Annotated in this window: 6 protein-coding genes and 1 pseudogene; 5 read left to right on the top strand and 2 right to left on the bottom strand. The window is 68.2% G+C overall.

Translation table 11 applies throughout. The features are described from left to right. The 3 genes from GSQ79_RS17545 to GSQ79_RS17535 all read left to right on the top strand — a co-directional run. Positions 1–1,793 (top strand): thiamine pyrophosphate-dependent enzyme (locus GSQ79_RS17545; protein ID WP_210253125.1); only part of this gene is annotated, 1,793 nt, incomplete at its 5' end. Further along, a complete protein-coding gene (locus GSQ79_RS17540; RefSeq protein WP_158809967.1) occupies positions 1,786–2,025 on the top strand; it encodes a hypothetical protein in 240 nt (79 codons plus the stop codon). The genes GSQ79_RS17545 and GSQ79_RS17540, both read left to right, overlap by 8 nt. Before the next feature lie 96 nt (positions 2,026–2,121). Then, entirely contained in the window at positions 2,122–2,823 is a 702-nt protein-coding gene (locus GSQ79_RS17535; RefSeq protein ID WP_158809966.1) for an SDR family NAD(P)-dependent oxidoreductase, read from the top strand. A gap of 41 nt (positions 2,824–2,864) precedes the next feature. Here GSQ79_RS17535 and GSQ79_RS17530 read toward each other — a convergent pair whose 3' ends face one another. Both GSQ79_RS17530 and GSQ79_RS17525 read right to left on the bottom strand, forming a co-directional pair. Further along, positions 2,865–3,782, bottom strand: a complete 918-nt coding sequence (locus tag GSQ79_RS17530; protein ID WP_158809965.1) for an alpha/beta fold hydrolase — start codon at positions 3,780–3,782, stop codon at positions 2,865–2,867. Between the two features lie 21 nt (positions 3,783–3,803). Further along, the gene (locus GSQ79_RS17525; RefSeq protein ID WP_246725405.1) at positions 3,804–4,574 is read right to left on the bottom strand and encodes a DUF1045 domain-containing protein; all 771 of its coding nucleotides are present in this window, start codon (positions 4,572–4,574) and stop codon (positions 3,804–3,806) included. A gap of 206 nt (positions 4,575–4,780) precedes the next feature. Here GSQ79_RS17525 and GSQ79_RS17520 point away from each other — a divergent pair, with 206 nt between their 5' ends. Next, positions 4,781–5,935, top strand: a complete 1,155-nt coding sequence (locus tag GSQ79_RS17520; RefSeq protein WP_158809964.1) for an alpha-D-ribose 1-methylphosphonate 5-triphosphate diphosphatase — start codon at positions 4,781–4,783, stop codon at positions 5,933–5,935. After that, positions 5,932–6,039 (top strand): annotated as a pseudogene (locus GSQ79_RS29665) (phosphonate metabolism protein/1,5-bisphosphokinase (PRPP-forming) PhnN); the annotation flags it as partial. The gene GSQ79_RS17520 and the pseudogene GSQ79_RS29665, both read left to right, overlap by 4 nt.

Here is a 6,039-nt window from a genome sequence, read left to right as displayed (position 1 = left end):
ACGGTACGGATCTCCGCGTCGCGCGACGCGGCTTCATGCAGCTTGCCGGCGCGGGCGTCGTTGCCGGGACCGCCACCGGCTTCGCCCAGGCCGAGGCGGCGGTGCCGACGGCGCCCGTCACCGAGCTGGTCTCCGGCGAGATGACCACGGCGGATATCCTCATCGAGGCCGCTATCGCCTTCGGCGCGACCCACGCCTTCGGGATCGTCGGCGACGGCATCAACCCGCTCATCGAGGCGCTGCGCAAACGCCAGGATCGCATCGCCTTCGTTGGCGTCCGCCACGAGGAGGCCGCGGCCTTCATGGCGGCCGGCATGGGCAAGCACGGCAACCGGCTCGGCCTCTGCGTCGCGACGACCGGCCCGGGCGCGGTGCATCTCCTCAACGGGCTCTACGATGGCGCCTATGATGGCGCACCGATCCTTGCGCTCACCGGCACGACCTTCCACGACCTGCATGGCATGCGCTTCATGCAGAGCGTCAACACGATCAAGCTAATGGAGGATGTCGCCCTCTTCAACGAAGAGGTCACTGGGCCGGCGCACGCAGTGTTCATCGGTAATCGCGCCTGCCGCGCCGCGCTCGGCGGCCGCGGCGTCGCCCATCTGACCATCGCCAAGGACGTGCAGGCGATGCACCTTTCCGCAGACAAGCCGTCGACGGAGAACCACGGCGGCCGCACCTCGTCGATCTGGCAGCGGCCGCGCCCGACGCCGCCCGCCGACCAGTTGCTCGCTGCGGCTGCGTTGCTCAACGATGGCAAGAAGGTCGCGATCCTGGCCGGGCAAGGCTGTTTCGGCGCGGAAAAAAACCTCGTGGCGGTGGCGGAAAAACTCGGCGCGCCGATCGCCAAGGCCTATCTCGCCAAGGCGCTTCTGGCGGACGATCATCCCCTGACGACCGGCGGCATCGGCCATCTCGGCACCCTCCCTTCGTCCTGGGCCATGCACAATTGCGACAGCGTGCTCATCCTCGGCTCGACGATGCCGTGGATCGACTATTATCCAAAACCCGGCCAGGCGCGTGGCATCCAGGTCGACGTCAAGCAGGATCGCATCGGGCTGCGCTATCCCGTCGAAATCGGCCTGGAAGGCGACGTCGACGCAACGCTCGCCGCCCTGCTCCCATTGCTGCAGACGAAAAGCGACCAGAGTTTTCTCGCCGAGACCCGGACGCGGATGCAGGACTGGGCTGCCACGCTCGAGCGCGTCGAGGCGAGCCCGGCGGGCGGCAAGATCAAGCCGCAGACCGCGGTGAAGGCGCTGAGCGACCTGGCGCCGGCCAATGCGATGTTTAGCCTGGACTGCGGCGCCAACACGCACTTCGCGGCGCGGCACACGCAGATCAAGGCTGGGCAGAGCTGGACCGGCTCGGGCATGCTGGTCAGCATGGCGTCCGGCCTGCCGCTCGCCATTTCCGCCGCGCTGGCCAATCCCGACCGGCCGTCGCTGGCGATCGTCGGCGATGGCGGCTTCGCCATGCTGATGGCGGAGCTTTCGACCGCCGTGTTCAACAAGCTGAACGTCACAGTTCTGATCCTCAACAACGACGCGCTGGGCGAGGTCAAGTTCGAGCAGAAGGAGATCGGCAATCCAGAGTACGGCTGCGCTCTCGGCCACATGGATTTCGCCGCCTATGCCAGATCCGTCGGCGCCTATGGCGTCAGCGTCGCCGCCCTGGCCGATCTTCGCCCGGCGATCCAGAAGGCGCTGGCGCAACCCGGGCCGGCCGTCATCGACGTGCAGATCGACGCCGACGTGCCGGCGCTTACTCCGGAGAAACTCAATGCTTGAGCGCACCAAGACGATACTGCTGGCCGCAGGCCTGACGCTCCTCGGGACCGCGGCGTTCGCCCAGAACGCGGACGAAAAGCCAAAACAGGGCGACGTGACGACGACCGATGTCGGCGATCCCCACGGCGCGATCCGCGCGATGAGCCAGGCCAGCGAGCCGGGCGGCAAGCCGGACCACGCCAAAACGACGATTCCCGATGCGGTGATTCCCGGCGGATCGGCGGGCAAGTAAACGTCGGCATTGCCAGATCCGTGTGCTGCGCCCCTTACCATTTCGCCGCAACAAGATTATCTGACACCCGTCATATAACAACCGACGGAGCCCGACATGGCGAGTTTTCCCTATCGCACCGCGCTGATCGTCGGCGCGGGCCCCGGCATCAGCGCGTCCGTCGCGCGCGCCCTGGCCGCGGCCGGCGTGACAGTCGGCCTTGCCGCCCGCAACACCGACAAGCTGCAGGCGCTGGCGCACGACACCGGCGCCCGGACCTTTGCCGTCGACGCCACCGACCCCGCCGCCATCGCAGGGCTCTTCGCGGCGGTGGACCGAAGCCTCGGCGAGCCGGACGTGGTCATTTACAACGCCAGCGCTCGGGCGCATGGGCCGATCACCGAGATCGATCCGGAAGCGGTACGGCAGGCCGTCGCCGTCACCGCCTTCGGCGGGTTTCTGGTCGTTCAGCAGGCGGCGCAACGGATGCTGCAGCATGGCCGCGGCGCGATCTTGCTCACCGGCGCCAGCGCGAGCGTCAAAGGCTTTCCGCTGTCGTCGGCTTTTGCGATGGGCAAGTTCGCGCTGCGCGGCCTGGCGCAGAGCGCCGCGCGCGAGTTGGGGCCGAAGGGCATCCACGTCGCGCATATCGTGATCGACGGCGGCGTGCGCAGCGAGCGCCGCGCGGATCCCGCGGACAAGCCGGACAGCACGCTGTCGCCGGACGGCGTCGCACAGACCTACCTCGACATATTGCGGCAGCCGCGCGACGCCTGGTCGCTCGAAGTGGAGCTGCGCCCCTGGGTCGAGAGGTTTTAACGCCGGAGCGCGCTACGGCCGTTGCCGGTTATGATGAACACTTAGGCCCTGTCGGCGAAGAACGACATGAAGGCGTCGAACGTCTCCTCCGGCACCTCCTCCTGCGGAGCATGGCCGCAGTCGAGCGCCCGGCCCTGCACGGCGACGGCCTTGTCACGCCACGTCTGCAACACATCGTAGAGCGCGCCGACGGTGCCCTTGCCGCCCCAGAGCGCCAGCAGCGGGGCGATGACCCGCTTGTCGCCATCGGCGGCGTCGTGCTCGAGGTCGATGGTCGCGGCGGCACGATAGTCCTCGCAGATCGCGTGGATGGCCTTGGGGTCGTCATAACATCGCAGATATTCGGCGAAGGCCGCTGGCTCCGTCGCGCCGGGCGTCTTGAGCTGCCCGTCGATATGGGTGCGCAGAAAGAAGGCGGGATCGGCGGCGATCAGTTTTTCCGGTAGCGGCGCCGGCTGGATGAGAAAAAACCACCAGAAGTAGCGCGTCGCGAACGCCTTGTCGGTCAACGCGTACATCGTCGCGGTCGGTGCGATGTCGAGCACGGCCAGCCGCGACACCGCCTCGGGAAAATCCAGCGCCATGCGATGCGCGACGCGTCCGCCGCGGTCGTGCCCGGCCAGCGCGAAGCGTTCGAAGCCGAGGGCGCGCATCACCGCAACCTGGTCGGCGGCCATCGCGCGCTTGGAATAATCGACGTGATGTTCGCCGCCGTCAGGCTTGCTGCTGTCGCCGTAGCCGCGGAGGTCGCAGGCGACCACGGTGAAATGCTCGGCCAGGCGCGGTGCGATTTTCCGCCAGGTGACATGCGTCTGCGGATGCCCGTGCAGCAGCAGCAAGGGCGGCCCTTGGCCGGCCGTCGCCGCGCGGATCGTGACGGTCTCGCTCACGACGACATCGTGGAGCGTGAACCCGGCCATCAGCGGTGCCGGACCGAGCGTTTTCAGAGATGATGACATCAATTTCATTTCCTCGGCCCTTTATGGCCGGCCTCCGGAGTCGGTGCTCATGCTGTCTGCGCATCGTTTCATGCCGAGGATGGGCTGCGTCAGGATGCGGAACGGGCGACCCGCCGCGTCCTGGCGCGACAGCGCGATCCGGTCGACCGCGAGCGGACTGCCGCCGACCGCGGTTGCAAAGCGCTCGCGCAGCAGCGCCAGCACCTGGCCCTGCCGCTCGGCGGGAAGACGGCCTGTCAACGTCATGTGAAATTGGAAATCGTCGAACACGTACGGGTAGCCCCAGCGATCGAGATGGGCGACTTGGCCGACCGTCAGCGCCGTCGGATTGCGCCGCGCGCGGTCTTCCGCCGTCAGCGGCGCGCGAAACCCATCGAAATCGCGCACGCAGGCCGCAGCGAGATCGTCGAGCGCAGCCGAACGAGTCCCCGGCACGAGGGCGACGAACGCGCCGAGCGCCGCTACGACCGGGGCGATCTCCGGCGCTTCGCTCGTGCGCGCGGCAAAGGCCGCGCAGGCGTCGACGAGACCGGTTTCGGACGTACCGGCTGCCAGGGCGAACGGCGCCTTGAGCGTCGCGTGAAATCCATAGAGGCGGGGATCGCGCGTCAGGTCCGACCAGTCCGCAACGGTCTCGGTGAGCGCGGTGGGAAACGGCAGCGTGCTTCCGCCGAATGCGTCGTAGCCGAGCAGACTGGCGCCGAAGCGGTAGACCGCGCTGTCGCGATCCGGGACGAAATAGATCGCGTAACGCGGATATCGCGGCGGAGCCTCGGGGCGACCGTGCATCATATGCCGTCCTTCTGGGCTGGACTGCAGGGGGAGTTCGCCATCGCGCCGCAATTCACCGAGGAGGCCTCACGATCAAATCACCAAATATCCAGCATGCGGGTGGCGGCCCGGCACCGCGGGCTGGTATGGGTCCGGACACCACCCGATGCAAGGCACCCAGGCTGCGCCCGACCTTGCGGCTCCAGCCTGATGAAAGCACCTGCACGATGAGACCGGAGCCAGACGCCGTCCTGGGCAATGCGCGCATCGTGCTCGCCGACCGGGTCATCGACCGCGGCTGGATCGCATGGTCCGCCGGTCGCATCGAGGCGCTCGGCGAAGGCGACGCTCCAGCCGGGAGCACGGACTGCGGCGGCGACCTGCTGATGCCGGGCCTCGTCGAGTTGCACACCGACCATCTCGAAATGCACTACATGCCGCGCCCCAAGGTGCTGTGGGACCCGGTTGCCGCGGTCGTCGCCTACGACGGGCAGCTGGCGACCAGCGGCATCACCACGGTGCTCGATTCGCTGCGTGCCTGGCTCGAGGACGGCGTCGCCGAGGACGACGGCGAGGCCGGCATTCTGGCGCGCGCCATCGCGTCGGCCCGTGAGGCCGGACTGCTGCGCGCCGAGCATTTTCTGCATTTGCGCTGCGAGATTCCGATGCCCAGCGTCATCGCGGAAGCCAGTGGCCTGATCGCGCGGGCCGACGTCAAGCTGCTGTCGCTGATGGATCATACGCCGGGCCAGCGGCAGTTCCGCGACGTGGAGAAGCTGCGCGACTACTACCGTGGCAAGAACGGCGGCATGAGCGAGCCGCAGCTCGACGCGATGTTCGCGCAGCGGCGGCTTCACCAGCAGAACCACGCCGCGACCAACATGCGTGCCATCGTCGCCCTGGCGCAGCGCCATGCGATTCCGCTGGCGAGCCACGACGACACCACGGAAGAGAACGTCGCCGACGCTATCCGCGACGGCGTGCGGATCGCCGAATTTCCGACGACCCTCGAGGCGGCGCAGCAGCTGCACGCGGCGGGCATCGCCATCATGATGGGGGCGCCGAACGTGGTGCGCGGCGGCTCGCATTCCGGCAACATCGCCGCCGTCGATCTCGCGCACGCCGGGCTTCTCGACATCCTGTCGTCGGACTATGTGCCGTCGAGCCTGCTGATGGCCGCCCTGCAGCTGCCGCGGCACGTCCCGACCATCAGCCTGGCGCAGGCGGTACGTATGGTAACCAAGACCCCGGCCGAAGCGATCGGCCTGATCGACCGCGGTGAGATCGCGGTGGGCAAGCGCGCCGACCTGATCCGCGTGCATGGCGCCGGCGCCATCCCTGTCGCGCGCAGCGTCTGGCGCGAAGGGCTCCGCGTCGCATGAGCGCGCCCATTCCCGACCATCCAGCGGATGCCATCGGCCCCGGCCGGCTGATCCTCGTCGTCGGCCCGAGCGGCGCCGGCAAGGATACGCTGATCGCTTTGGCG

Source organism: Beijerinckia sp. L45 (assembly GCF_009765775.1).
Classification (GTDB): Bacteria; Pseudomonadota; Alphaproteobacteria; order Rhizobiales; family Beijerinckiaceae; genus RH-AL1.
Note: the sequence above shows the minus strand (reverse complement) of the source record. Positions and strands in the feature narration are given on the sequence as shown.

Excerpts from the sequence above, each read along its gene's own strand:
- GSQ79_RS17525 (WP_246725405.1), bottom strand. The coding sequence starts at position 4,574 with ATGATGCACGGTCGCCCCGAGGCTCCGCCGCGATATCCGCGTTACGCG.
- GSQ79_RS17520 (WP_158809964.1), top strand. The coding sequence starts at position 4,781 with ATGAGACCGGAGCCAGACGCCGTCCTGGGCAATGCGCGCATCGTGCTC.
- GSQ79_RS17530 (WP_158809965.1), bottom strand. The coding sequence starts at position 3,782 with ATGTCATCATCTCTGAAAACGCTCGGTCCGGCACCGCTGATGGCCGGG.
- GSQ79_RS17535 (WP_158809966.1), top strand. The coding sequence starts at position 2,122 with ATGGCGAGTTTTCCCTATCGCACCGCGCTGATCGTCGGCGCGGGCCCC.
- GSQ79_RS17540 (WP_158809967.1), top strand. The coding sequence starts at position 1,786 with ATGCTTGAGCGCACCAAGACGATACTGCTGGCCGCAGGCCTGACGCTC.